The organism is Pseudomonas sp. DP-17 (genome assembly GCF_022380625.1).
GTDB classification, from domain to species: Bacteria; Pseudomonadota; Gammaproteobacteria; order Pseudomonadales; family Pseudomonadaceae; genus Pseudomonas; species Pseudomonas nitroreducens_A.
In genome coordinates this window covers 26,997-51,956 of record NZ_JAKSXG010000001.1, presented here as the reverse complement: position 1 = coordinate 51,956, position 24,960 = coordinate 26,997, and the positions used below count along the sequence as shown (strand labels likewise).

General features: G+C 66.7%; 22 protein-coding genes. 11 read left to right on the top strand and 11 right to left on the bottom strand.

Annotated features, from left to right (window positions below):
* Nucleotides 1–126 precede the first annotated feature (126 nt).
* The 3 genes from MJ122_RS00235 (at nucleotide 127) to MJ122_RS00225 (ending at nucleotide 2,106) form a co-directional block, all read left to right on the top strand.
* On the top strand, nucleotides 127–720 hold the full coding sequence (locus tag MJ122_RS00235) for an RNA polymerase sigma factor (protein WP_239741689.1): 594 nt from the start codon (nucleotides 127–129) through the stop codon (nucleotides 718–720).
* Nucleotides 717–1,409: a hypothetical protein gene (locus MJ122_RS00230; protein ID WP_239741687.1), complete on the top strand. Its 693-nt coding sequence runs from the start codon at nucleotides 717–719 to the stop codon at nucleotides 1,407–1,409. Before MJ122_RS00235 ends, MJ122_RS00230 begins: the two co-directional genes overlap by 4 nt.
* A gap of 82 nt (nucleotides 1,410–1,491) precedes the next feature.
* Complete coding sequence (locus MJ122_RS00225; protein ID WP_239741685.1) at nucleotides 1,492–2,106, top strand: hypothetical protein; 615 nt, start codon at nucleotides 1,492–1,494, stop codon at nucleotides 2,104–2,106.
* Between the two features lie 30 nt (nucleotides 2,107–2,136).
* Here MJ122_RS00225 and MJ122_RS00220 read toward each other — a convergent pair whose 3' ends face one another.
* From MJ122_RS00220 to MJ122_RS00185, 8 genes are all read right to left on the bottom strand, one after another.
* On the bottom strand, nucleotides 2,137–3,954 hold the full coding sequence (locus MJ122_RS00220; RefSeq protein ID WP_239741683.1) for a long-chain-acyl-CoA synthetase: 1,818 nt from the start codon (nucleotides 3,952–3,954) through the stop codon (nucleotides 2,137–2,139).
* Between the two features lie 284 nt (nucleotides 3,955–4,238).
* Complete coding sequence (locus MJ122_RS00215) at nucleotides 4,239–5,060, bottom strand: NAD(P)-dependent oxidoreductase (protein ID WP_239741681.1); 822 nt, start codon at nucleotides 5,058–5,060, stop codon at nucleotides 4,239–4,241.
* A 136-nt stretch (nucleotides 5,061–5,196) separates the two neighbouring features.
* The gene (gene atuF / locus MJ122_RS00210; RefSeq protein WP_239741679.1) at nucleotides 5,197–7,188 is read right to left on the bottom strand and encodes a geranyl-CoA carboxylase subunit apha; all 1,992 of its coding nucleotides are present in this window, start codon (nucleotides 7,186–7,188) and stop codon (nucleotides 5,197–5,199) included.
* A gap of 68 nt (nucleotides 7,189–7,256) precedes the next feature.
* Nucleotides 7,257–8,054 carry an isohexenylglutaconyl-CoA hydratase gene (gene atuE / locus MJ122_RS00205; RefSeq protein WP_239741677.1) on the bottom strand — a complete coding sequence of 266 codons (798 nt, stop codon included), beginning with the start codon at nucleotides 8,052–8,054 and terminating at the stop codon, nucleotides 7,257–7,259.
* A gap of 129 nt (nucleotides 8,055–8,183) precedes the next feature.
* Entirely contained in the window at nucleotides 8,184–9,344 is a 1,161-nt protein-coding gene (gene atuD / locus MJ122_RS00200) for a citronellyl-CoA dehydrogenase (protein ID WP_088416955.1), read from the bottom strand.
* A gap of 183 nt (nucleotides 9,345–9,527) precedes the next feature.
* Nucleotides 9,528–11,144, bottom strand: a complete 1,617-nt coding sequence (gene atuC / locus MJ122_RS00195; protein ID WP_239741675.1) for an acyl-CoA carboxylase subunit beta — start codon at nucleotides 11,142–11,144, stop codon at nucleotides 9,528–9,530.
* A 3-nt stretch (nucleotides 11,145–11,147) separates the two neighbouring features.
* Complete coding sequence (locus MJ122_RS00190; protein ID WP_088416957.1) at nucleotides 11,148–12,023, bottom strand: SDR family oxidoreductase; 876 nt, start codon at nucleotides 12,021–12,023, stop codon at nucleotides 11,148–11,150.
* Nucleotides 12,024–12,134: 111 nt separating this feature from the next.
* On the bottom strand, nucleotides 12,135–13,931 hold the full coding sequence (locus tag MJ122_RS00185; RefSeq protein WP_239741672.1) for an acyclic terpene utilization AtuA family protein: 1,797 nt from the start codon (nucleotides 13,929–13,931) through the stop codon (nucleotides 12,135–12,137).
* 217 nt (nucleotides 13,932–14,148) lie between these two features.
* On the opposite strand from MJ122_RS00185, the gene MJ122_RS00180 reads away from it, so the two are divergent.
* On the top strand, nucleotides 14,149–14,769 hold the full coding sequence (locus MJ122_RS00180) for a TetR/AcrR family transcriptional regulator (protein WP_197698107.1): 621 nt from the start codon (nucleotides 14,149–14,151) through the stop codon (nucleotides 14,767–14,769).
* A 149-nt stretch (nucleotides 14,770–14,918) separates the two neighbouring features.
* Here MJ122_RS00180 and MJ122_RS00175 read toward each other — a convergent pair whose 3' ends face one another.
* The gene (locus MJ122_RS00175; RefSeq protein WP_017517594.1) at nucleotides 14,919–15,683 is read right to left on the bottom strand and encodes a CPBP family intramembrane glutamic endopeptidase; all 765 of its coding nucleotides are present in this window, start codon (nucleotides 15,681–15,683) and stop codon (nucleotides 14,919–14,921) included.
* A gap of 100 nt (nucleotides 15,684–15,783) precedes the next feature.
* On the bottom strand, nucleotides 15,784–15,954 hold the full coding sequence (locus MJ122_RS00170) for a DUF2897 family protein (protein WP_017517593.1): 171 nt from the start codon (nucleotides 15,952–15,954) through the stop codon (nucleotides 15,784–15,786).
* Nucleotides 15,955–16,244: 290 nt separating this feature from the next.
* Here MJ122_RS00170 and MJ122_RS00165 point away from each other — a divergent pair, with 290 nt between their 5' ends.
* The 3 genes from MJ122_RS00165 to pyrF all read left to right on the top strand — a co-directional run bounded on the left by MJ122_RS00165 (nucleotide 16,245) and on the right by pyrF (nucleotide 19,271).
* Nucleotides 16,245–17,546 carry an ATP-binding protein gene (locus tag MJ122_RS00165; RefSeq protein ID WP_239741671.1) on the top strand — a complete coding sequence of 434 codons (1,302 nt, stop codon included), beginning with the start codon at nucleotides 16,245–16,247 and terminating at the stop codon, nucleotides 17,544–17,546.
* Nucleotides 17,547–17,548: 2 nt separating this feature from the next.
* Nucleotides 17,549–18,472, top strand: a complete 924-nt coding sequence (locus MJ122_RS00160; protein WP_239741669.1) for a response regulator — start codon at nucleotides 17,549–17,551, stop codon at nucleotides 18,470–18,472.
* A 100-nt stretch (nucleotides 18,473–18,572) separates the two neighbouring features.
* A complete protein-coding gene (pyrF, locus tag MJ122_RS00155; RefSeq protein ID WP_024764511.1) occupies nucleotides 18,573–19,271 on the top strand; it encodes an orotidine-5'-phosphate decarboxylase in 699 nt (232 codons plus the stop codon).
* Between the two features lie 184 nt (nucleotides 19,272–19,455).
* Here pyrF and MJ122_RS00150 read toward each other — a convergent pair whose 3' ends face one another.
* Nucleotides 19,456–19,902, bottom strand: coding sequence for a multidrug/biocide efflux PACE transporter (locus tag MJ122_RS00150; protein ID WP_239741667.1), 447 nt, complete (start codon nucleotides 19,900–19,902; stop codon nucleotides 19,456–19,458).
* Nucleotides 19,903–20,035: 133 nt separating this feature from the next.
* On the opposite strand from MJ122_RS00150, the gene MJ122_RS00145 reads away from it, so the two are divergent.
* From MJ122_RS00145 to MJ122_RS00130, 4 genes are all read left to right on the top strand, one after another.
* Nucleotides 20,036–20,896, top strand: coding sequence for a LysR family transcriptional regulator (locus MJ122_RS00145; protein WP_088417044.1), 861 nt, complete (start codon nucleotides 20,036–20,038; stop codon nucleotides 20,894–20,896).
* Between the two features lie 113 nt (nucleotides 20,897–21,009).
* Nucleotides 21,010–21,927 carry an AAA family ATPase gene (locus MJ122_RS00140; RefSeq protein ID WP_239741666.1) on the top strand — a complete coding sequence of 306 codons (918 nt, stop codon included), beginning with the start codon at nucleotides 21,010–21,012 and terminating at the stop codon, nucleotides 21,925–21,927.
* A gap of 1 nt (nucleotide 21,928) precedes the next feature.
* Nucleotides 21,929–22,882, top strand: a complete 954-nt coding sequence (locus MJ122_RS00135) for a DUF58 domain-containing protein (RefSeq protein WP_239741663.1) — start codon at nucleotides 21,929–21,931, stop codon at nucleotides 22,880–22,882.
* Nucleotides 22,879–24,882, top strand: a complete 2,004-nt coding sequence (locus MJ122_RS00130) for a DUF3488 and transglutaminase-like domain-containing protein (protein ID WP_239741661.1) — start codon at nucleotides 22,879–22,881, stop codon at nucleotides 24,880–24,882. The genes MJ122_RS00135 and MJ122_RS00130 overlap by 4 nt, the downstream gene beginning before the upstream one ends.
* Nucleotides 24,883–24,960: the final 78 nt, after the last annotated feature.

The window sequence follows — 24,960 nt, the reverse complement described above, 5'->3', positions numbered from 1 at the left end:
GTGCCGCTTGCCACACCCGGGCTTCTGCCTGCCCGCCACCGCGCTACCCCGGCGCACGCGCCATCGGCGATACTTGGCCACTGGCGAGACGCCAGCCGACACCCGCCCCGTAATGGATCGAGAGAGTTGAAGACACCCCTCACGGATGAAGACGACGCGGCGCTGCTGCGGCGTTATCGACACGGCGACGCCGAGGCCTTCGGTGAACTTTACGCCCGCCATCGCCTGGGCCTGTTCCGCTTCCTTTGCGGCCTGTGTGGCGATCACGCCCAGGCCGAGGAAGTGTTCCAGGAAACCTGGATGAGCCTGATTCGCAGCGACAGCCAGCCGCTGGGTGCGGCCAGCTTCAAGACCTGGCTGTACCAGATCGGCCGCAATCGCCTGATCGACCACTGGCGCAAGCTGGGCCGCCACCAGGGCCGTCAGGAGAGTTTCGACGAGCAGCTGCACGGTGAGGCGCTGGCCGGCGAAAGCGTCGACCCCGAGCGCGAGCTGAGCCTGAGCCGCGACCAGCAGCGCCTGCAGGGTGCGCTGGAGTCGCTGCCCCAGGAGCAGCGCGAAGTGTTCCTGCTGCGCACCCACGGTGACCTGGAGCTGAACGAAATTGCCGAGCTGACGAAAACTCCGGCCGAAACGGTGAAGAGCCGGCTTCGCTATGCCATGCAGAAACTGCGTCGGTTGTTGTCCGACCCGTCGGTGACCGAGGAGGTGAGCCCATGAACCGCGATTCGCACGAGCAGGACCTGCTCGAGCACTACCGCCGGCACAGCGATGAGCAGCCGTCGGCGCAGCTGGACGCGCGCATCCTGGCCGCCGCTCTTGCCGCCACGCAGGAGCAGAAACCGGGTTTGGCCCAGCGCCTGCACCGCTGGCTGCTGGGCGCTGGCAGCCGCCAGCGCTGGGGCGTCGCTGTGGCGGGCCTGGCGACCCTGGGCATCGGCCTGAGCCTGACCCTGCGCACCTACGAAGAGGCGCCCGATCGCTTTGACGCGCCAGCCGCCCCAGCGATGATGCGTGCGCCGGCTCCCGCACCGGCCATGGCGCCGCCAGCGGCTCCGGCTGCCGCGCCCTATGCGGCGGCGCCGAGTATCGATAGCGCTGCCGCGGGGGGGGCGATGGAAGAGCTCGCCAAGCCGGCGCCGATGAGCAAGAAGAAGGCGGTGGACAGCGCGAAAGGCGAGGCCCGTGAGCTTTCTGACGCTCAGGTTCAGCCTGACATGCGGGTCCAAGAGAAGCTGCAAGCGTTCACGGAGGAGGCTGGTGAGCCGCGTACCAGTCTGTTGCACCTGCGCGACTTGCAAGGCAAGGGTCTGAAGGCAGAGGCGGAACTTGTACGTGAGAGCCTGCGCCAGCGCTTTCCCGACCTGGATATCGACAAGGCTCTGAAGGATCTGACGGACAATCCTTGATCAATGACAGGCCGGGTTCAGCACTGTTCTGTCAGATTGTTCGGTAGTAGAAGGCTTGTTACGGCAAGCCTCTTGCCCTGCAATGAATCTCGCGCCAGCATTGCGCGGTTTTCTGACGGTCCGCTCCATGAAAAAATCCCGAATCCTCATTGTCGCCAGTTTGTCGCTGCTGCTCGTCGCCTGCGGTGACGAGCACAAGGACAAGGCTGCCGCTCCGGTTGCAGCTCCCGCGCCTGCCGCAGCAGTGACGCCGGAGGCGGCCAGTGCGCCTGCGCCCAAGCCTGCTGCCGAGCAGCCGCGCGAGGATGAGGCCAGGCCTGCCGCCGCCAAGGCCGTAGCGTCGCCCAGGGCTCCCGCCGTCGAGGCGTCGATAAAGCCGGAAGCCAAAGCGCCTTCGAAAACCCCGGCACAGGTGAAGAAGCCGGTCGATCCTGTGGTCAAGCAGCCGCTGCCGCCCGTGAAGCTGGATCTGCGCCTGCCCAAGGATCTGCTCCAACAGGAACAGGCGGACGATCCCATCACCATACTCGAGGAGAAGCCGATCCTGCCGCCGATGTTCGGCGAGAAGGTCGGGCAGAGCCCGTTCGAGGTCGGCGGTCGGTTGATCCAGCGCGAACCCAATGAGCGCGAGGCCAACGACGACAGTTGGCACTCGGATATCCGCGGCGCCGAACTGCAGTTCAAGTTCCGCAACTGATCGCGGCGTCTGCCCTTGTGGGCGAGGTCGTCAGAACCGGTACACGCCGCCGCGAATCGCTTCGAACAGAGCCCTGTCCAGTGCCCGGTAGTCCGCTTCGCCGGGCAGGCGCACGTATAAGGCCTCGCTCACTGAGGATGGGTCATAAGCGTTGCGCTTGAGGTCGGTCTTCTTGTACTTGAAGGTTCCGGTGGTCTCCACCTGGGTCAGCAGGCGCAGGAACAACGGCACGGCGTAGGCCGGCAGCTCGCGGTCCAGGTGCGTGGCGAGCTGTGCGGGGTCGAGGCTGGCACCGTCTGCCAGGCGCAGCGCGGCCATGCCGCAGCGGCCGTTGGTGCCGGGAATTTCCACGCCATAGACCACCGCATCCTCCACGCCGGGGAATGCACCCAGGGCGTTTTCCACTTCGGTGGTGGAGACGTTTTCGCCCTTCCAGCGGAAGGTGTCGCCCAGGCGGTCGACGAACTGGGTGTGCTTGAAGCCGATGTCGCGCATCAGGTCGCCGGTGTTGAACCAGGTATCGCCTTCCTTGAACACATTGCGGTAGATCACCGCTTCGCTCTTGGCCGGATCGGTGTAGCCGTCGAACGGCCACTTGTCGCTGATCTCGCTGATCAGCAGGCCGGCTTCGCCCTTGTCGACCTTTTCCATGAAACCCTTGCCGTTGCGCACCGGCTGGTCGCTTTCCAGGTCGTAGCGGACGATCGCGTAGGTTGCCGGCGAGAAGCCCACCGTATTGTCGAAGTTGAATACGTTGGTGAAGCCGATGTTGCCCTCGCTGGAGGCATAGAACTCGGTGATTCGCTCGATGCCGAAGCGCTCCTTGAACTCGTTCCAGATCGACGGGCGCAGGCCGTTGCCGATCATGCAGGTCAGGGTATTACCGCGCTCTTCGGCACACTGCGGCTGGTTGAGGAGGTAACGGCAGAGCTCGCCGATGTAGCCGAAGCAGGTCGCCTGGTAGGCCTGCACGTCCTTCCAGAAGGCGCTGGCGGAGAACTTTCGGCGCAGGGCGATGGCCGCGCCACCGGCGAGCACGGCGCTCCAGCAGACGGTCACGGCGTTGTTGTGGTAGCAGGGCAGGGTCAGGTAGAGCACGTCGCTGTTGGTCAGCCCCAGGCCGGAGTGGCCAAAGCCGCCGTAGGCCTTGATCCACTTGCCGTGGCTCATGATCGAGGCCTTCGGCAGGCCGGTGGTACCGGAGGTGTAGATGTAGAAGCAGGCGTCCTTCAGGCGGACCTTGGCGGTTTCCGGCAGGTTGATGGAATCCTGTTCCTGGGCCAGTCGCATCAGGCTCTGCCAGCCGACCGGAGCCTGCGCCGACTCCTCACCGTCGGCGATCCAGTAGCAGCGCCCGCCGCTGTTCTCCAGGGCCGGGCGGACGTCCTCGAAAGCCTCGCGCAGCTCCTCGCCGACCACGAAGTGGCTGGGCTTGACCAGGTTGAGGCTGTGGCTGAGCACCTGGCCGCGCTGGGTGGTGTTCACCAGCGCGCCGATGGCGCCGAGCTTGGCCAGGGCGGCGAGCACCACCATGAGTTCGGCACGGTTTTCCAGCATCACCGCGACCACGCTGGCGTGGCCCACGCCTTCGGCCTGGAAGGCCCGCGCCAGGCGGTTGGCCCAGCCGTTGAAGAGAGCGTAGGACAGGCGCCGGCGTTCGTCGATCAGTGCCGGGCTGTCCGGGTAGAGGCGCGCGGCGCGCTCCAGCGCCCAGCCCAGGGAGAGGTTCCTCTCGCGGTTGCGGATGCCGGTGTAGTACAGCCCGCGCAGCATGCGTGGCACGCGGCCGAGGGTGGCCGGCAGGTGGGCGAGGAAGCGGGTCGGGGTGATGATATCGGCGTGGCTCATTGACGCGTGCCCTTATTGTCATTGTTGTCTGTGGCGTGCAGACGCTTGCGAGCGACTCTAGGTCGTCGTCCGACGTGCGCCTATGGCTGTTGCGCGCGTGGCGCAGGGCAGATCGGCAAACGCATCGGGCAGGCGTTCATCGCAGTCTAGAAAGCGATGGCCGGACGGCCAGGGCGGGAGTGTGTCGATTGGTAAATGGCGACACGGCGCGCGTGGGGGAGGGGTGGTAGGGCGAATAACCGCTTGCGGTTATCCGCCATTGGCCGTGGTGCGATGGGTGGCGGTCAGTCGAGGAACAGGTCGGGCACCAGGCTGCCGCCGTTCGGGTCGAAGCGATACTGCTCGAAGTCGCTCTGGCCCTGTTCGCGCAGGATCTCCTCGTCGATCAGCAGGCGTCCGCTGATGCTGCGCTCGCTGCTGGAGAGAATGGCGTAGGCAGCGTCCGCCATGATCGCCGGGGTGCGCGCGCGTTTGAAGGCGTCGCGGCTACCCAGCTCGAACTCGATGGCAGCGGTGGCGATCATGGTCTTGGGCCACAGCGCGTTGACGCTGATGCCGTACTTCCTGAACTCCTCGTGCATGCCTAAGGTGAGCATGCTCATGCCGTACTTGGTCACGGTATAGGGGCCGTGCTGGGCGAACCACTTGCCGGCCAGGTTGATCGGCGGCGACAGGCTGAGGATGTGGCCCTTGCTCTGTTTCAGGTAGGGCAGCGCGGCCTGGCTGCAGACCATCACGGCGCGGGTGTTGATCTGGTACATCAGGTCGAAGCGCTTGGGCTCCAGGCGCTCCACGCCGACCAGCTTGATGGCGCCGGCGTTGTTGATCACCGCGTCAATCCCGCCGAAGTGTTCGGCGGCCTTGGCCATGGCCTCGCGTACGGCGTTTTCGTCGCGCACGTCCAGTTGCAGGGCCAGCGCCTTGCCGCCGGCGGCCTCGACTTCCCCGGCGACGCTGTAGATGGTGCCTTCGAGTTTCGGATGGGGCTCGGCGCTCTTGGCGGCGATGACGATGTTGGCGCCGTCGCGGGCGGCGCGCAGGGCGATCTCGCGGCCGATGCCACGGCTGGCGCCAGTGATGAAGAGGGTTTTGCCGGAAAGGGACATGTTGGGTGCTCCGTGTTCTTGTTGTCTTGTTCTGACGGAAAGGGTGATCGCAGGATCTGTAGGAGCGAGCTTGCTCGCGAACGCGCCCTCGCTGCGGGGATTGTTCGCGAGCAAGCTCGCTCCTACGAAAAGCGGTTCAGGCGGACTCCAGCGCCTCGACCTCTACCAGCAATTGCCGCGATTTCACTTGCTCGCCCTTGCTCACCTGCACACGGCGGATCACGCCATCGACGCCGGCCTTGAGCGGGTGTTCCATCTTCATCGCTTCCAGCACCAGCAGCAGTTGGCCCTTGCTGACCCGTGCACCTTCGGCCACCAGCACATCGACGATGGCGCCATCCATCGGCGCTTTCACCGTGCCCGAGCCTGTGCCGCCGGCCGCGCCAGCAGGTTCGTGGGTAATGTCCTGCAATTCCAGGTTGCCGTCCGCGCCATACAGCCACAGGCGCGCACCCTCGCGGTGGAAGGGTAGACGGCGGCGGATGCCGTCGGCTTCGAGGATGGCGTCGCCATTTTCTTCACCGAGCAGGCGCAGCGCGATCTCGGCTTCTCCGATACGCGCCAGGAGCACCGGTTGGGTGCCGTGCTCACGGACTTCCAGCTCGACGATGAATTTTTCCTCGCCATGCTTGAGCGCGAAACGCCACGGCGCGCTGCCGGCGCTGCGCCAACCGGCAAGTCCCGGCTGGTGCGCGCGGTCACTGGCCGAAGCCTGGTAGAGCAGGACGGCGGCGCAGGCCAGTTCCAGCGGCTGCGGCTGGCGCGGGGCGAGGCTCGGGTCGCCGGCGAACTGCTCGCCGATGAACGCGGTGGTGGCCTTGCCAGCGGCGAATTCCGGGTGCTTGAGCAGGTTGGCGAGGAAGCGCTGGTTGCCGGTCACGCCCAGCAGCACGCAGTCCTCGACGGCGCGCACCAGCTTGCGCCGGGCTTCGTCGCGGGTGGCGCCGTAGGCGATGACCTTGGCCAGCATCGGGTCGTAGAACGGCGTCACCGGCTGGCCTTCGCGCAGGCCGTGGTCGATGCGGATGCCGTCCAGCCGAGGCGGCGTCCAGCGCAGCACCTGGCCGGTCTGCGGAAGGAAGCCGCCGCCGGCATCCTCGGCGTACAGGCGCACTTCGATGGCGTGGCCCCTGAGCTGGATCTGTTCCTGGGTCAGCGGCAGCGAATGGCCCTCGGCGACGCGGATCTGCCAGGCCACCAGGTCCTGGCCGGTGACCAGTTCGGTAACCGGGTGTTCCACCTGCAAGCGGGTGTTCATTTCCAGGAAGTAGAAGGCGCCGCTGGCCTCCAGCAGGAACTCCACGGTGCCGGCGCCGACGTAGTTCACCGATGCAGCGGCCTTCACCGCGGCCTCGCCCATGGCAGCGCGCAGCTCCTCGGTCAGCACCGGGCAGGGCGCTTCCTCTATGACCTTCTGGTGGCGGCGCTGCACCGAGCAGTCGCGCTCGCCGAGGTAGACGATATGGCCGTGGCGGTCGCCGAATACCTGGATTTCCACATGGCGCGGCTGCACCACGGCTTTCTCCAGGATCAGCTCGCCGCTGCCGAAGGCGTTCTGGGCTTCCGAGCGCGCGGTGCGCAGCTGTTCGGCGAGCTCTTCCTCGCGGGTCACCAGGCGCATGCCGCGCCCGCCACCGCCGGCGCTGGCCTTGATCATCAGCGGGTAGCCGATGCGCTGCGCCTCGCGGGTCAGCGTGGCGTCGTCCTGCTCCGCGCCTTCGTAACCGGGGATGCAGGGCACGCCGGCTTCGAGCATGGCGATCTTCGACAGGCGCTTGCTGCCCATCAGGTGGATGGCTTCCACGCTTGGACCGATGAAGACGATGCCGGCGGCTTCGCAGGCGCGGGCAAAGTCGGCGTTCTCCGAGAGAAAACCATAGCCGGGATGGATCGCACCGGCGCCAGTGCGTCTCGCCGCGTCGAGGATGGCTTCGGGCTTCAGGTAGGACTGGCCCACCGGCGCCGGGCCAATGCACACGGCTTCGTCGGCCAGCTGAACATGGCGGGCATCGGCATCGGCCTCGCTGTAGACGGCCACGGTGCGGTAGCCCAGGTCGTGGGCGGTGCGGATCACCCGGCAGGCGATCTCGCCACGGTTGGCAATCAGGATTTTGTCGAAGCTGGGCATGCTGGCTGTTTCCCTCTCCCCAGCCCTCTCCCTGAAGGGAGAGGGGGTTGTTCGGTGCGCGCGTTGGGTCACTGCGCCCAGTTCGGTTTGCGTTTCTGCACGAAGGCCATCGTGCCTTCGGCGCCTTCTGCGCCGGTCACCGCAGCGGCGAACTGGCGGGCAGCGTCGTCCAGCAGCGGGCCGAGGGCTTCGGTCTCGGTGGCCAGCAACAGCGCCTTGGTGGCGGCGTTGGCGCCGGGGGCGCAACGGCGCACCTGATCGAGCGTCTGCGCCAGTTGCTCACCGAGGCTCTCGGCGCCCTCCGCGCAGGTATGCACCAGGCCCAGTCGCAGCGCCTCGCGGCCATCGAAGCGCGCGGCGGTGAGGGCCAGGCGGCGCGCCTGGGTGAGGCCGATGCGCTTCACCACGAAGGGGGCGATCTGCGCCGGCAGGATGCCGAGGCTGGTTTCCGGCAGGCCGAACTGTGCGTCCGCCGCCGTGATGGCAATGTCCGAGACGCAGGCCAGGCCAAAGCCGCCGCCGAGCACCGCGCCTTCCAGCACGGCGACCAGCACCTGGGGCTGCGCCTGGGCCTCTTCCAGCAGGCCGCCGAAGGCGCGGTTCAGCGCGGCATAGGCATCCGCGCCGGCGGCGCGGGCGCCGGCCATGTCCTTGATGTCGCCACCGGCGCAGAAGTGTCCGCCGGCGCCGCGCAGGACGATGGCGCGTACGGTGCGGTCATCGCGCACGGCGGCGAGCACCGCGCGCAGTTCGCCGACCATCGCCAGGCTCATGGCGTTGCGGCTGTCCGGCCGGTTCAGGGTGACGTGCAACACGCCGCCGTCATGTTCCAGCAGCAGGGTTTCGCAGTTCGGCAGTTCGTTCATGCCGGGTTCCTCGTACAACCGATTCTTGCTTGTGATCACCGTAGGATGGGGGGAGCGGAGCGATACCCATCGATGCTTCACGGCATGGGTATCGGCGCTGCGCGCCTCCACCCATCCTACGGCCCCTCATCAGCCCTTCTTCTTGCCCGGCAGGGTGCCCATCAACTTGCAGATGATGCCCAGCATGATTTCGTCAGCGCCGCCGCCGATGGAGACCAGGCGGGTGTCGCGGTAGGCGCGGGCAATCGGGTTCTCCCACATGAAGCCCTGGCCGCCCCAATACTGCAGGCAGGCGTCGGTGACTTCGCGGGCCAGGCGGCCGACCTTGAGCTTGGCCATGGAGGCCAGGCGGGTCACGTCCCTGCCACGGACGTACTGCTCGGTGGCCTGGTAGGTGAGGGCGCGCAGGCACTCGATCTCGGTCATCAGCTCGGCCATGCGGAAGTGGATGACCTGGTTGTCGATCAGCGCCTGGCCGAAGGTCTTGCGCTCCTTGCAGTAGTCGATGGTGGCGTTGACGCAGTACTCCAGGCCCTTGATCCCGCTGGCGGCGCCGAACAGGCGTTCTTCCTGGAACTGCAGCATCTGCATCATGAAGCCCGCGCCCTCGGCGCCGATGCGGTTGCGTTGCGGGACGCGCACGTCGTCGAAGAACACCTGGGCGGTCTCCGAGCTGCGCATGCCGAGCTTGTCCAGGTGCGGGCTGACGCTGATGCCCTTGGACTTCATCGGCACCATGATCAGCGATTTGTTGACGTGGGGCTTGTCGTCGGAGGTGTTGGCCAGCAGGCAGATGAAGTCGGCGGAGGGCGAGTTGGTGATCCACATCTTGCTGCCGTTGATGACGTAGTCGTCGCCGTCCTTGCGCGCGGTGGTCTTCAGCCCGGCGACGTCGGAACCGGCGCCGACTTCCGAGACGCCGATGCAGCCGACCATTTCACCGGCGATGGCCGGGCGGAGGAATTCCTCGCGCAGTTCATCGGAGCCGAAGCGGGCCAGGGCCGGGGTGCACATGTCGGTCTGTACGCCCAGGGCCATCGGCACGCCGCCGCAATGGATGGTGCCGAACTCTTCGGCGGCGACCACCGAGTAGCTGTAGTCCAGGCCCATGCCGCCGAATTTCTCCGGCTTGGAGATGCCCAGCAGGCCCAGGTCGCCGGCTTTCTTGAAGACTTCATGGATCGGGAAGCGACCGGCCTTTTCCCACTCGTCGACGTAGGGGTTGATCTCCTTCTCGACGAAGTTGCGGACGGTACGGCGGAGTTCTTCGTGTTCCTGGGTGAAGATCATTGTTGTTGTTCTCCTGAGCCTGAGTCGTTCATCTCTTGCCCTCTCCCCAGCCCCCTCCCTGAAGGGAGAGGGGGCTGTACGGAGCGAGCTGAAAGTTCGCTTTACGCCGGGTCGCTTTGGCTCCCTCTCCCTTCAGGGAGAGGGCGGGGGGAGAGGGCATTGGCCCGTACTCCCGAACTCCCGTCAGAACCTCGCTACCCCAAAACTATTTCCCTTGAGCGGCCGCACGGCCGCCTCTGCGCAGATGTCCAGCAGGTAGCCGAGCAACTGACGCGTGTCGCGCGGATCGATCAAGCCGTCGTCCCACAGGCTGGCGGTGCCGTAGAGTGCGGTGGACTGGGCGTCGAGCTTCTGCGCGGTCATCTGTTCGAGCATGTCGAGCATCTTCGGGTCGGGCTCCTTGCCCTCCTTGGCGTGCTTCTCCTCGGTGACGATGCGCAGCACCTTGCCGGCCTGGGCGCCGCCCATCACGGCGGTGCGGCTGTTGGGCCAGGCAAAGATGAAGCGCGGGTCCAGCCCACGGCCGCACATGGCGTAGTTGCCGGCGCCGTAGGAGCCGCCGACCACCAGGGTGAGCTTGGGCACCGTGGCGTTGGCCACCGCCTGGATCATCTTCGAGCCGTGCTTGATCACGCCCAGGCGCTCGGATTCGGTGCCGACCATGAAGCCGGTGGTGTTGTGCAGGAACAGGATCGGCGTGTTGCTCTGCTCGCACAGCTGGATGAACTGCGCCGCCTTGGCCGCGCCCTGCGGGGTGATCGGGCCGTTGTTGCCGATCAGGCCGCAGGCATGGCCTTCGATGTGCAGGTGGCCGCAGACGGTCTGGCTGTCGAACTCGTTCTTAAAGTCGAGGAAGCGCGAGCCGTCGGCGATGCGCGCAACGATCTCGCGCACGTCGTAGGGCTTCTTCGCGTCCGCCGGCACCACGCCCAGCAGCTCCTCGGCCGGGTACAGCGGTGCGTCCCACACCTTTTTCGGGCGGGCCGGCAGCTGCGTATTCCACGGCAGCGCGGCGAGGATTTCGCGGGCCAGGCGCACGCCGTCGGCGTCGTTTTCGGCCAGGTATTCCGCAGTGCCGGCGACCTGGGCGTGCAGCTCGGCGCCGCCCAGTTCTTCATCGGTGGCGATCTCGCCGGTAGCGGCCTTGAGCAGCGGCGGGCCGGCGAGGAACATCTTGGCCTTGCCGCGCACTACCACCACGTAGTCCGACAGCCCTGGCTGGTAGGCGCCACCGGCGGTGGACGAGCCGTGCACCACGGTGATCTGCGGAATGCCTGCCGCCGACATGCGCGCCTGGTTGGCGAAGCCGCGCGCGCCCTCGACGAAGATGTCCGCCGCATAGTTCAGGTTGGCGCCGCCACTCTCGGTCAGCGCCACCACCGGCAGCTTGTTCTCGAAGGCGATCTGCTGCAGGCGCAGGGTCTTCTTCAGCCCGGTGGGGGAGATGGTGCCGCCCTTGATTGCGCTGTTGCTGGCCGTCACCAGGCAGCGCACCCCGGCGATGTAGCCGATGCCGGAGATGATGCCGCCGCCGGCCTGGGTGCCGTCCTTGTCGTCATGCAGCTTGTAGCCGGCCAGCGAGGAAATCTCGAGGAACGGCGCACCCGCGTCCAGCAGCAGGTTCAGGCGCTCGCGCGGCAGCAGCTGGCCGCGCTTGTCGAACTTGGGCTTGGCCTCTGTGGCCTTGTCCAGCACCTTCTGTTCGACCTCGCGGAAGCTCGCCACGGCGGCCAGCATGGCCTCGCGGTTGCGGGCGAAGTCTTCGCCCAGGGGGTCGAGTTCGGATTGGATGACCGGCATCGCTTACTCCTGATCCTTCAGTACGTCGGGCAGGTAGGCGCGGTGGAAGCCGTTGTAGGAACGGCTCTGCCCAGGCTTGCCCTTCGCCAGCGGGAAGGCGCGGCTGCCCTGGCTGGCGGCCCCGTCGATGCGAATGGTGTTGCCGCTGATGAAGGCCGCGCCGGGGGAGAGCAGGAAGACGATGGCGGCGGCGACTTCCGATTCGGTGCCGATGCGCTTGAGCGGCACGTGCTCGCGCAGGGTCGGGATCACGGCCTTGAACGCGCCTTCGTAGGTGTCCATGCCGCTGGAGGCGACCCAGCCCGGCGCCACCGCGTTGACCCGCACCCCGGCGTGGCCCCACTCGATGGCGGCGGTCTTGGTGAAGTTCTCCATGCCCGCGCGCGCCGCGCCGGAGTGGCCCATGCCGGGCATGCCGCCCCACATGTCGGCGAGCATGTTGACGATGCTGCCGCCGGTCCTGCTCAGGCTCTGGTTGAACACTTCGCGGGCCATCAGGAAGCCGCCCACCAGGTTGGTGCGCACCACGGCCTCGAAGCCCTTCAGGTTGATCGAGGCCAGCGGCGCGGGGTACTGGCCGCCGGCGTTGTTGACCAGGTGATGGATCGGCCCGCGCTCGGCGATGACCTGCGCCACCAGCGCCTTCACCGCTTCCTCGTCGCGGATGTCGCAGCTGTGCCAGCTGGCGCTGCCGCCGTCCTCGATGATTTCGCCGGCGGTCTTCTCCAGCTTCTCGGCCTTGCGCCCGACCAGCACCACGTGGGCGCCCAGGGCGGCCAGCTCATGGGCGGTGCAGCGGCCGATACCGCTGCCGCCGCCGGTGACGATGATGGTCTGGCCGTCGAACAGGCCGGGTTTGAAGATCGAGTCGTAGCTCATTGTTGTTCTGACTCCGAGGTATCCCGTAGGGCGAATGAAGCGGCACGCTTCATCCGCCGTTTGCGATTGGCGGATAACGCCGGTGGCGTTATGCGCCCTACGTTCATTTCATCAGCGTGCATTCAGTCTGTCGGCGATGTGCTGCGGCACCGCCACCGGGAATTCCAGCAACTGCTGGGCGAACGCCTTGCCCTGCGGGTCGATGCGCAGGCTGGCGACGCCGCCGCCGCCCAGGGCGTTCTCCAGCAGGAAGTTCAGGCTGTGCGTGCCCGGCAGGTACCAGCGGCAGACGCGGCCGAGCTGGGGGTCGAGCACGTGCTGCATCCAGTCGGCCACCGCTCCTTCGCTCAATGCCTCGGCGATCCACGGCAGGTATTCCGGTTGGCGTGCCATGACGCCGATGTTGCTGTGATTACCCTTGTCGCCGGAGCGCGCCACGGCCAGTTTCACCAGCGGCACGCTGGCAGGCGCCGGGCCCTCGGCCGCCGGCACTGGGACCTTGTCGGCCAGCTCCGCCGGGTCGAAGGTATCGAGGGCGGGGAGGGCGGTGCCGTGGCGCGCACCGTCGATGTCCACCGCCAGTTCGCAGGCGTCCTTGTCGATCAGGAAGGAGAACAGGCGGATCACCGGGTACACGGTTGGGCGGCCACCGACGATGCCGGTCAGCCCCGGCGCCATGCCGGTCGCAGCCTGGGCGATCTCGCGGGAGAACAGCACCAGCGCCTCCTTGCGGCTGTGGCGCACGGCGAGCTTCACCACGATTTCGCGGCTGTCCTCGCGGCGGCCATGCGGGCCATAAGTCGCTTCGCTGCCGAGCAGTTCCACGCTCACCTCGCGGTACGGGCCCCAGCCGCGCTCCATGAGGATTTCCTCGGTCTTGGCGATGATCGCCTGGCTGACCCGCTCGGCCTTCTTCACCGCGTCGATGCCGGCGATCAGGCAACTGGCGGTGCAGCGGAAGCCGTCCGGGTAGGTGGCGCTGACCTTGTATTGCCCGGTCGGCGGCAGGCCGCGCGCGCCGCTGACGAGCACGCGGTTGTCGCCCGCCTGGGCGAGCCGGACCTGGGTGAAATCGCAGATCACGTCGGGCAGCAGGTAGGCGCGCGGGTCTCCGATCTCGTAGAGCATCTGCTCGCCCACCGACAGCGGCGTCACCAGCCCGCCGGTGCCCTGCGGCTTGGTCACCACGAAGTCGCTGCTGGCCTGCACTTCGACGAGGGGGAAGCCGATGTGCTCGTAGTCCGGCACGCTTTCCCAGTCGGTGAAGTTGCCGCCGGTGCACTGCGCGCCGCATTCGATGATGTGCCCGGCCAGCGCGGCCTGGGCCAGCTTGTCATAGTCGCTCCAGGCCCAGCCGAATTCGTGCACCAGGGCGGCGCTGACCACGGCGCTGTCCACCACGCGACCGGTGATGACGATATCGGCGCCGGCCTTCAGCGCTGCGACTATGCCGGGGGCGCCGAGGTAGGCGTTGACCGAGACGCACATGGGCGGCAGCGGCGCATCGCTGAACATCTCGCGGATGCCGGCCTTGGCCAGTTCGCCCAGGCGCGGTTGCAGGTTGTCGCCATGCACCACGGCGATCTTCAGCGCCACACCAGCCTTCTCGCAGGCGGTGGACAGCGCGTTTGCGCAGGCTTGTGGGTTCACGCCGCCGGCATTGCTGATCACGCGCACCTGTTTCGCCGCGATGTCGCCCAGCAGGGGTGTCATCACTTCGATGAAATCGCTGGCGTAGCCTGCTTCGGGATTCTTCAGGCGGGCGCCGGCCATGATCGACATGGTGATCTCGGCGAGGTAGTCGAATACCAGGTAGTCCATCTCCGCGCCGCGCACCAGTTGAGCGGCGGCGGTCGAGGTGTCGCCCCAGAAGGCGGAGGCGCAGCCGATACGTACGGTTCTAGTCATTGTTCTGCCCGTGACGCTGAGTGATGGATCGACATTACCAAGCAAGCGCTTGGTTGAAAAGCCCCGAAAGACGACAACCCCAACCAATGGATGGCCAAGCGCTTGCTTGGTTGGGGGTCAGGGGCTTACATTTCGTCAGACAACACAAGCACTTGCAGGGCGTTTCGATGAATCGCCCTGAGCAGATCGGCCGATGGGCCCCATGGGAGAGCACAGCGTGGATGACCGCAAAGCCCGCGAAGTACTGCTGGAGCTGGTCGCAACCGGGCAGATCACTGACCCGGAGAGCGCCCGCGGCAAGCTGTTGCAAACGGCCGCACACCTGTTCCGCAGCAAGGGCTACGAGCGCACCACGGTGCGCGACCTGGCCGGCGCGGTGGGAATCCAGTCCGGCAGCATCTTCCACCACTTCAAGAGCAAGGACGAAATCCTTCGCTCGGTGATGGAGGAAACCATCCTCTACAACACCGCCCTGATGCGCGCCGCCCTGGCCGATGCGACGACCTTGCGCGAACGCCTGCTGGCGCTGATCCGCTGCGAGCTGCAATCGATCACCGGCGGCACCGGCGAGGCGATGGCGGTGCTGGTCTACGAATGGCGCTCGCTGTCGGAAGAAGGCCAGGTGTACATCCTCAGCCTGCGCGACATCTACGAGCAGATGTGGCTGGAAGTGCTGGAGGAGGCGCGTCAGGCCGGCTTCAGCCAGGGCGATCCGTTCATCCTGCGGCGCTTCCTCACCGGGGCGCTGTCCTGGTCCATCACCTGGTTCCGCCCGGAAGGCAGCCTGACCCTCGATGAATTGGCCGAGCAGGCGTTGCTGCTGGTGATGCGCGAGTAAGTCCGCAGTGGGCGGGATGCCCATCGCGGACGGAGTCCGCTCCTACGCGCGCCGGAGATATTTGCGTTGCGGCGACACCCCTGCGCGGCGTTGAGCTTTGGGTAGGAGCGGACTTCGTCCGCGATGGTTCACCGGCGGTCTCGATCCGATCAGATGATCCGCAACGGATAGCTGAACAGCAGCAGGTGCAGGCAGTTCACCGCCGCATGCAACAGTACCGGCACCACCAGGCGCCCGCTGAAATGGAAGGCCAGCCCGTAGCCCAGGCCGGCGACACCAGCAACCACGGCGAACAGTGGGTTGATCGGCCAGTGCACCATGCCGAACAGCACGCTGGACGACACCACCCCGGCGATCGCGCCGAAGCGGCGCACCAGTTCACTCTGCAGCAGGCCGCGGAAGAAGGCTTCTTCGGTCAGCGAGATCACGCAGACATTGACCAGCATCCACAGCCAGAAGCCGGGCGGCCATTTCGGGTTCCACACCACCAGACCGCCGGCCACGGCCACCAGCGGCACGGCGAACAGCGTCGTGACGATGACAATGGCGGCGAAGTCGGGTGAGCGTTTTTCCGATGGCACCGGCTTGCGGCGCAGCCACCAGGCGAGCAGGGTAAGACCGACCAGGGCCTTGTCCCAGGACAGGTGCAGGGCATAGACGGGCGCGTCCGGGCTGAGCTGGCGCACTGGCCAGAGCGTCCAGGAAGTGGTGCCCGGTAGCAGGTGCGCGGCCAGGGCAATACTGAGCACTAGGCACACCAGCCACCACAGCAGGGGCGGCAGGCGAGCCTCGCCGTAGAGGGTCCAGGCGATGTAGACGGCACCGATCAGCAACCCCACCGGCTGGACGAAACCCAGCGTGAATCCGCAGAGCAACAACAGGATTGGCAGCAGCGGCAGGAGTTTCCTGAGCATTCTTTCCTCCAACAAGGAGGCGCAGTCTAGGCAATTTCGACTGCTGCTGACCATGGCTATGGCCAGTTTTTGACTGAGGCGTCAGTCAGTTAGGCGATTTTCAGCGCTTGTCCCGGGCTTCCTTGGCGTCCATTTCCGCGTTGCGCTCATGGATGCGCTTGAGCTGCTCCTCGGTGAGCGGGAGCTTCTTCGCGGTATCGCGCAGCATCATCAGCGCGCCGACGATGGAGCCCAGGGCTAGGGCAATGATCAACCAGGCATACCAGGGCATGGTCCCGTCTCCGACAAGGGGTGTGAATCGTCACGATACGCTGTGATTGGGACCTTGTCAGGCGCGTGCCGGTTCATATGGATCGCTTCAGGCGAATTGCGGCCGAACCCCGGGAATGCGAGTTGCCGGCTGGTTGCGGAGGTCACGGGACAAGCCGAGAGGCTCTCGCCAGGCGCTTGTTGCAGGGCGATGACGGCGCTGTGAAGCTTCGCCGCCCCGCGACGGCTGTCACAGGATGGCAATCTGCCGCTGCTCTACTGGCGCCCATCCCAGCGACCGGAGATTCGCCGATGACCACCCGCGCCCTGCATGAGCTGTTGCGCCAGGTTGCGCCCCTGGCGCCGGAGTTGAGCATCAGCGATGTGGCTGAACGCTTCCTCGATGCCGAGCACCGCTCCTTCCTCTCGCTGCCGGTGGTGAACGCCAGCGGAGTGCCGCTGGGCCTGGTCAGCCGCAACGGCCTGCAGGACATCTTCATGCAGCGCTTCGGCCGCGACCTCTGGGGCCGCCGCCCGGCCAGCGACGTGATGAACGCCCAGCCGCTGAAGGTACGCGCCGATCTGAGCCTCGAAGAGGCCTCGCAACAGGTCACCGCGCAACTGAACTACCCGATCACCGAGGACTTCGTCCTGGTGGACGAGCAGGGGCTCTACCTCGGTCTGGGCACGGTGCTCGACCTGCTCAAGGCCATGGAGCAGCGCGTCGCCCAGCGCAACCGCGTGCTCAACAAGACGCTGCAGGACCTGCGCGAATCCCAGGCGCAGCTGGTGCAGTCGGAGAAGATGGCCTCCCTCGGGCAGATGGTCGCCGGCGTCGCCCACGAGCTGAACACCCCGCTGGGCTATGTGAAGAACAACGTCGCGCTGCTGCGCGAGCTGCTGGTTCCACTGCTGGGTCTTACTGAAGCCCAGGCCCTGTTCAACGAATGCCTGGACGACCCGGCCTGTGACCCCGAGCAACTGGCTCGGGCCCGCGCCGCCTTCGAACAGGCCCGCGAAGACGCCGCGCTGGAACAACTGGTGGGCGACCTCGACCAGCTCTTCGGCGATACCGACTTCGGCCTGGCGCAGATCGGCGAACTGGTCGGCGGGCTGAAAGACTTTGCCCGCCTGGACCGCGCCCGCAGCGAGGAAGTCGATCTCAACGACTGTGTGCGCAGTGCGCTGCTGATCGCTCGCAACAGCATCAAGGAAAAGGCCGAGGTCGCCACCCAGCTGGGTGCGTTGCCAAAGGTCGCCTGCGCCGCCAGCCAGATCAACCAGGTGCTGCTCAATCTGCTGACCAACGCCGCCCAGGCGATGGAGAAGTTCGGCCTGATCCAGGTGAAGTCCTGGGCCGACGAGACCCATGTGCACCTGTCCGTGCAGGACAACGGCAGGGGCATGAACGAGGAGGTGCGCGCGCGCATCTTCGACCCCTTCTTCACCACCAAGCCGGTGGGGCAGGGCACGGGCCTGGGCCTGTCGATCAGCTACAAGATCGTCCAGGACCACGGCGGCCGCATCCGCGTGGCGTCCGAGCCCGGACGCGGCACGCGATTCCTCATCAGCCTGCCGCTCGCGCAGGCCAGCGAACTGAAACGGAGCGCCTGAACATGAGCCAGCAGCCTGTCCGCATCCTCTTCGTCGACGACGAGGAACGCATCCTGCGCAGCCTCGCGATGCAGTTCCGCCGTCACTACGAGGTGCTGGTGGAGACCGACCCGCAAAAGGCCCTGCAGCGCCTGCGCGAGGAGCGCATCGACATCCTCGTCAGTGACCAGCGCATGCCGCAGATGACCGGCGCCGAGCTGCTGGCCCAGGGCCGGGAGATCGCCCCGGACACCCTGCGCATCCTGCTGACCGGGTACTCGGACCTCGACGCCGCGGTGGATGCGCTCAACAGCGGCGGTATCTTCCGCTACCTGACCAAGCCTTGGGATCCGCAGGAAATGGCCTTCACCCTGCGCCAGGCGGCGGAAATCGCCCTGCGCCAGGCTCCGGCCGAGCCCATCGACACCAAGGCCATCAGCCGCGTGGTCGCACCGCTCAACGTCCTGCTGCTGGACGAGGACCCCGAGACTCTGGCCTGTGTCGGCGAGTTCTGCGCCGCCGGCACCCACCAGTTGCACCGCGCGCGCAACCTGGCCGAAGCCATCGTGCGGCTGAACAGCGAGCCCATCGACATTCTCGTCAGCGACCTGAAGCTCGCCGGCGAGGACACCGCGCCGCTGCTCAAGTCCCTGGCTCAGGCTCATCCACGCCTGCTGAGCATCGTCGTCACGCCGTTCCGCGACACCCAGGACCTGCTGGCGCTGATCAACCAGGCGCAGATCTTCCGTTACCTGCCCAAGCCGATCCGCCGGGGGCTGTTCGAAAAGGGCCTGAAGGCTGCCGCCGAGCAGGCGCTGCTGTGGCGCGCGCAGCCCGAACAGAAGGTCGCGCGTATCGCCGAAGTGCCGCGCGAGGAGCGCGAGCGGGAGAAGGTCGGCAGCCTGCTGGGTATGCTCGGCCGCCTGCGCGAGCGGCTGAGTGCCTGATCGCCGCCGGCGACGCAGCATTCCTGCCGGGCGGGCTACGGAAGTCGGCGCGTTTCTGCGACAATGCGCGCCGATTTTTTCGATACCCGCGAGAGAGCCCATGTCCGCCTGCCAGACCCCGATCATCGTCGCCCTGGATTTCCCCACCCGTGAAGCCGCGCTGGCGCTGGCCGACCAGCTGGACCCGAAGCTGTGCCGGGTGAAGGTGGGCAAGGAGCTGTTCACCAGCTGCGCCGCCGGTATCGTCGAGACCCTGAACAGTCGCGGCTTCGAAGTCTTCCTCGACCTGAAATTCCACGACATCCCCAACACCACCGCGATGGCCGTGCGCGCCGCCGCCGAAATGGGCGTGTGGATGGTCAACGTGCACTGCTCCGGCGGCCTGCGCATGATGAGCGCCTGCCGCGAGACCCTGGATGCCTTCAACGGCCCGTCGCCGCTGCTGATCGGCGTGACCGTGCTGACCAGCATGGAGCGCGAGGACCTGGCCGGCATCGGCCTGGACGTCGAGCCGCAGGAGCAGGTGTTGCGCCTGGCAGCTCTGGCGCAGAAGGCCGGTATGGACGGTCTGGTCTGTTCCGCCCAGGAGGCGCCGGCGCTGAAAGCCGCGCACCCGGCGCTGCAACTGGTCACCCCTGGCATCCGCCCGGCCGGCAGTGCCCAGGACGACCAGCGCCGCATCCTCACCCCGCGCCAGGCGCTGGACAACGGCTCCGACTACCTGGTGATCGGCCGCCCGATCAGCCAGGCCGCCGACCCGGCCAAGGCTCTGGCCGAGATTGCCGCCAGCCTGGCCTGATCGCTTTTCGGACATGAAAAAGCCCGCAGCGATGCGGGCTTTTTTTGTGCGAATTGACGGGGCGTTTCCTGTTAATCCGTGCCTCGAGCTTTTTCGTCTCCCTAGCCCTCTCCCTCCAGGGGGAGGGCGGGGGAGAGAGGGTGCCCCTGCGTAGATCGTGACGGGAGCCGTCAGCCGTCAGCCATCAGCCGTTGGCCTGGGCGGTTTGCGCCTGTCCGACCCAGCGCTCGCGCAGCACGTCGTACACCCAGTTGAACACCAGCGCGTAGGGCAGGAAGAACAGCACCAGGCCGATGTCGAGGATGAAGGCCTGCAGCAGGCTCACCGACAGCCACCAGGCGGCCAGCGGCACCAGCAGGACGATCAGGCCCAGTTCGAACAGCGAGGCATGCAGCACGCGTACCGCCAGGGTACGGCTGAAGCCCATGCGGTTCTGCGCGCGGTCGAAGGCGGCGTTGAACAGCATGTTCCATACGGTGGCGATGGCCGAGAACATCAGGGTCATGGCGCCCATGTGGCCCAGCGGTTTGTCCATCAGCCAGGCCAGGGTCGGTGCGCAGATGACCACCGCCAGCAGCTCGAAAAGGCCGGCGTGGAACATCCGCTCTTTCAGGGTTTTAGTGGGGGTCATGGGGTATCTCCAGGCATTAAAGCTCTCAATTCACGAGAAGGCCGACTCCGTCGGTCCGGCGCCATTATCATCGGTCGACCGGCTGGATCTAAGTTGGATACCATCGGCTTAACCGATAGAAGAGGGTGCCACGATGCAATACTCCCCCGAATCCCTGCAGGCCTTCGCCGAAGCGGCCTGCCTGGGCTCGTTCAGCGCCGCCGCGCGCAAGCTGGGCAAGAGCCAGTCCACCGTCAGCGAGGCCATTGCGCGGCTGGAGATCGATCTGGGCCTGACGCTGTTCGACCGCAGCAGCCGCCAGCCACAGCTGACCGAGGCCGGTCACGCGCTGCTCGGGCGAGTGGAGGAAGTGCTGATGGCGAACGACCGCCTCGGCCAACTCGCCCATCAGCTCGTCGGAGGATTGGAGTCGCGGGTGACCCTGGCGATGTCCGACACCTACCAATCCGCTGAATTCGAGGCGCGGTTGGCGGAGATCGACGCGCGCTATCCAGACCTTGAGTTCGAATGGCTGATCGCCGAGGACAGCGATGTGCTCGATCTGGTCGTCCAGGGCCGCGCCAGCCTCGGCCTGCTGGCGGCGCAGGCGGAATACGCACCGGACATCAGCTCGGCGACCCTGAGCGAGCAGGCCGAGTTCGGTCTCTTCGTCAGCCGCGACCATCCGCTGGCCGGCCGCGCGCGGGTGGAGCGCGAGGACCTGCTGGCCTACCGCGCGCTGCGCCTGAATACCTACCTGGACGACGCCGCGCCCATGCTCGGTGGCCGTTGCTGGAGCGCGCCAAACTACCTGCTGTTGCTGGACATGGCGGTACTGGGCTTCGGATGGATCGAATTGCCCAGTTGGATGGTAGGACGCTTCGCCAGCGGACGTATGCAGGAGCTGAAGGTTGCTGGCTGGCCGCGTCGGGTGGCGGTCGATGTGATCTGGTCGCGCCAACGCCGGCTCGGGCCGGCCGCGAGTTGGCTGGCGGAGCGCCTGCTGGGGCGCTGAGGCGCTCTGGATCACAGCTCTACATCACAGATTGCGGACTAAATGTGTCGAAGCCTTTGATGCGCTGTCCTGGATCAGTAGGATCGGAGTTTTCCGAGGGAGAGAGGGTCAGGATGCACGCCAAGCTTGAGAATTGTCTGAAGGCAGTCGATCAGGTTCTGCTCGGCAAGGAAGTGCAGGTAAGACTGGCGCTGACCTGCCTGCTGGCCCGTGGTCACCTGCTCATCGAAGACCTGCCCGGCATGGGCAAGACCACCCTCAGCCACGCCCTGGCGCGGGTGCTGGGGCTGGGCTTTCAGCGCATCCAGTTCACCTCCGACCTGTTGCCCGGCGACGTGCTGGGCACCTCGGTGTTCGACAAGGACACCGGGCAGTTCGTCTTCCATCCCGGGCCGATCTTTTCCGAACTGGTGCTGGCTGACGAGATCAACCGCGCCACGCCCAAGAGCCAGAGCGCTTTGCTCGAAGCCATGGAGGAAGGGCAGGTGACCATCGAAGGCGCGACCCGGCCGCTGCCCGAGCCCTTCTTCGTCATCGCCACGCAGAACCCGGTGACCCAGGGCGGCACCTTCGCGCTCCCTGAGTCCCAGCTCGACCGCTTCCTCATGCGCCTGTCCCTGGGCTACCCCGGCCGCGCCGCCGAGAAGGCGCTGCTGCTGGGCGAGGCGCGCCGCGATCTGCTGCCGCGTCTGGAGCCGGTACTGGATCCACGGGAGCTGCAGGCTTTGCAGGGCGAGGTACTGGAGGTGCGCGCCAGCGATGCCCTGGTCGACTATGTGCTGCGTCTGGTGGAAGCCACGCGCACCCAGTCGGCCTTCGCCCTCGGCCTGTCGCCGCGAGGCAGCCTGGCATTGCTGGCGGCGGCCCGCGCCTGGGCGCTGCTCGCCGGGCGCGATTATGTGATTCCCGAGGACGTGCAGGCCGTGCTGCCCTCGGTGGCCGGCCACCGCCTGCGTGACCAGGCTGATCCGGCCGGTCATGGCGGCGGCGCGCTGGTGCAGTGGTTGCTCCGCGAAGTCCCGGCGCTCTGAGATGCTGGTCAGGGTCAGGCCGCTGTGGCAGAGCTGGATAGCCCGGCGCATACCGCCAGCGCCCTCGCTGCAGCTCAACCAGCGGCGCATCTTCATCATTCCCACGCGGCAGGGAATGGCCTTTGGCGTTGCCCTGCTGCTGATGCTGCTCACCGCGATCAACTACCAGAACAGCCTGGCTTACGGCCTGACCTTCCTGCTGCTGTCGCTGTTCATTGTCGCCATCCTGCACACCTACCGTAACCTGGGTGGCCTGCGCCTGACAGCCCTCGGCGCGCAGCCGGTGTTCGTCGGCGAACAGGCGGCATTCCGCGTGCGATTGGAGGGCGAAGGGCGCGCGCGCCAGGCCATCGGCCTGGGCTGGGAGGCCGAGCGCATGCAGTTCGCCGACGTCGCGGCCAATCAGGCGGAAGAAGTCCTGCTCACCGTGATGGCACCGCGGCGCGGCTGGCTGCGTCCCGGTCGCCTGCGGGTAGAGAGCCGTTTCCCGCTGGGGCTGCTGGTGGCCTGGAGCTGGGTGGATCTGGACCAGGCAGTGCTGGTCTACCCCCATCCGCAGCCGGGCGACCTGCCGCTGGAAGGCGGGCCGGCGGAGAATGATGAAGAGGGAGTCCGCCCCAGTGGGCGCGGCGTCGACGATTACCAGGGGCTGCGGCCTTACCAGCCCGGCGACTCGCGCCGCCGCCTGCACTGGAAAGCCTATTCCCGGGGCCAGGGTTTGCTGGTGAAGGATTTCTCCACGCTGGCCGGGCGCAACGTCTGGCTGGAGTTCGACAGCCTGGGCGGCGACACCGAGGGGCGCTTGTCGCGCCTGTGCTTCTGGGTCCTGCAACTGTCGCTGCGCCAGCAACCCTTCGGCCTGCGTCTGCCTGATGCGCAATTGCCGGTCGGTCTGGACGATGGCCATCGCGATGCGTGCCTGCGAGCCCTGGCGTTGCACGGAGTGAAGCGATGAGCAACGCGGCGGCGATTGCCGCGCAGCCCATCCCCCGTGTAGCGCTGACCTGGCTGCTGGTGGCCCAGGCGGTGGTGATCATTCCGCATCTGGAACATCTGCCGATCTGGATCGTCGCGCTCTGGCTGGGGTGCGCCGCCTGGCGCATCCAGGTGTTCCGCATGCGCGCCAGCTATCCCAGCGGCGTCGCCAAGCTCGCGTTGGTGGCGGCGGCAGGGTTGGGGGTATGGCTCTCGCGCGGCTCGTTGATCGGACTGGATGCCGGTGTGGTGCTGCTGATCGCGGCCTTCGTGGTCAAGCTGGTGGAGCTCAAGACCCGCCGCGATGCCTGGGTGCTGATCCTGCTGGGCTTCTTCGCGGTGACCACCAGCTATCTGTTCCAGGACGACATCATCGCCGCCGCCTTCAGCCTGCTGCCGGTGCTGGCCCTGCTGGCGGCGGCCATCGGCCTGCAGCAGAGCAGCTTCGCCGCGCGGCCGATGCCGACCCTGCGCCTGGCCGGCGGCCTGTTGCTGCAAGCCTTGCCGCTGATGCTGCTGATGTTCGTGCTGTTCCCGCGCGTGGGGCCGCTGTGGTCGCTGCCGCTACCTGGCGAGCAGGCGGTCACCGGACTGAGCGACTCCATGGCGCCGGGGGACATGGTGTCGCTCAGTCAATCCCCTGCATTGGCGTTTCGCGTGAGCTTCGACGGCCAGCCTCCAGCACATTCCCAGCTGTACTGGCGGGCATTGACGCTCGAACGCTTCGACGGCGTGCGCTGGACCACTGCCTTCCAGCGCGGCGACGTCCCGCCGCAATGGCACGGGCAGGGCGAGGCGCTGAACTACCAGGTGATCATGGAGCCCAACGGGCGGCCCTGGCTGTTCGCTCTCGACGTGGCGCAGACGCCGTTGGGCGATGCTCGGCTGATGAGTGACTTCCATCTGGAGCGGCGAACGCCGGTGCGCCAGGCACTGATGTACCGCGCGACTTCCTGGCCGCAGGCTTTGCTTGAACCTACCGACGATGCCCGTGCCCGGCGAGTGAACCTGACGCTGCCCCCTTCCGGAAATCCACAGGCCCGGGAATGGGCGCAGCAGTTGCGCGAACGTTATCCGCAGCCCGGTGAGTTGGTGCAGGCAATGTTGCGGCATTTCCGCGAGCTGCCTTTCAGCTACACCCTCAGGCCGCCGGAAACGGGGCCCGAGCGCATCGATGGATTCCTCTTCAACACGCGGGCGGGCTTCTGCGAGCACTACGCCGGCGCCATGGCCTTTGTACTGCGGGCGGCAGGCGTCCCGGCGCGGGTCGTCACCGGCTATCAGGGCGGCGAGACCAGCTCGACGGGAAATTACCTGAGCATCCGTCAGTTCGATGCCCATGCCTGGGTGGAATACTGGCAGGACGGCAGCGGCTGGAGACGGGTCGACCCCACCGGCGCGGTATCGCCCGAACGCATCGAACAGGGGCTGGAGGCCGCCATGAGCAGCGAAGGAAGCTTCCTCGAGCAGGATCCGTTCTCGCCACTGCGCTATCGCAATTTTGCGCTGATCAACAGCCTGCGCGCCGCCTGGGATAATCTGAATTATCGCTGGCAGGCCTCGGTGCTCGGTTACCAGAGCGAGCAGCAGGGTGACCTGCTGCGGCGCTGGTTCGGCGATCCTGGCCGGCAATGGATCGGCGCCCTGCTGGTGGGCGGCGGGGCCCTGCTGCTGGGTCTGTTGACACTGGTGCTGTTCAAGCCCTGGCGGCGCTCCAGTGATCCGCAGCTGCGCAGCTTCCAGCGTTTCGAGCGGATGCTGGCGCCGTTGGGGTTGCGCCGCGAGCCGGGTGAGGGCGCGCGGGATTTCTGTCGGCGTGCGATCAAGGCGCTGCCCGCCCATGCACAGTCGATCCACAGTTATCTGGAAGCCTTCGAAGAACAGCGCTACGGCGGGGAAGCCGCAGCGCCTGCCCAATTGCACGCACGACTGGCTCGCTTGCGCCGCGAGCTGCCGTGGCGTCTGCGGCGCCCTTGCTGAAACGGGACGCGACATCCCGCCCCTTGCCGCTGCGTTGGCCGGGGCTAACCTGATATTTCACCCACCTGAGTGGAGCCT